At 38.8% G+C, this 384-nt stretch carries 1 protein-coding gene; it reads left to right on the top strand.

Annotation, left to right across the window (positions count from 1 at the left end):
• Positions 1-384 (top strand): hypothetical protein (locus NJT12_RS24910; RefSeq protein WP_271338806.1); only part of this gene is annotated, 384 nt, incomplete at both ends.

Genomic DNA, 384 nt, shown 5'->3' with positions numbered 1-384 from the left:
AGCAATTCAGTGATACTGACAGTAACAGATGTTAATGGGAATTCAGATACAGCCACTGCCACAGTTACTGTCGAAGATAAAATGAAACCAACAGTTCTAATAAAAAATATAACGGTTCAACTGGATGCCACAGGAAAAGCAGTTGTAACGGCTTCTCAAATCGATAACGGTTCTACTGATAATTGTGCTATTGCTAGAATGACTTTAGACAAAACCACTTTTGATTGCACGAATATTGGAAGCAATTCAGTGGTACTGACAGTAACTGATGTTAATGGAAATTCGGATACCGCCACCGCCACAGTTACTGTACAGGACAAAATCAAACCAACAGTTGTAGCTCAAAATATAACGATTCAGTTAGACGCCACAGGAAAAGCAGTT

Origin of the sequence: Flavobacterium azizsancarii (assembly GCF_027980145.1) — a bacterium.
Taxonomy (GTDB): domain Bacteria; phylum Bacteroidota; class Bacteroidia; order Flavobacteriales; family Flavobacteriaceae; genus Flavobacterium; species Flavobacterium azizsancarii.
This window is presented reverse-complemented; position numbering and strand designations above follow the sequence as displayed.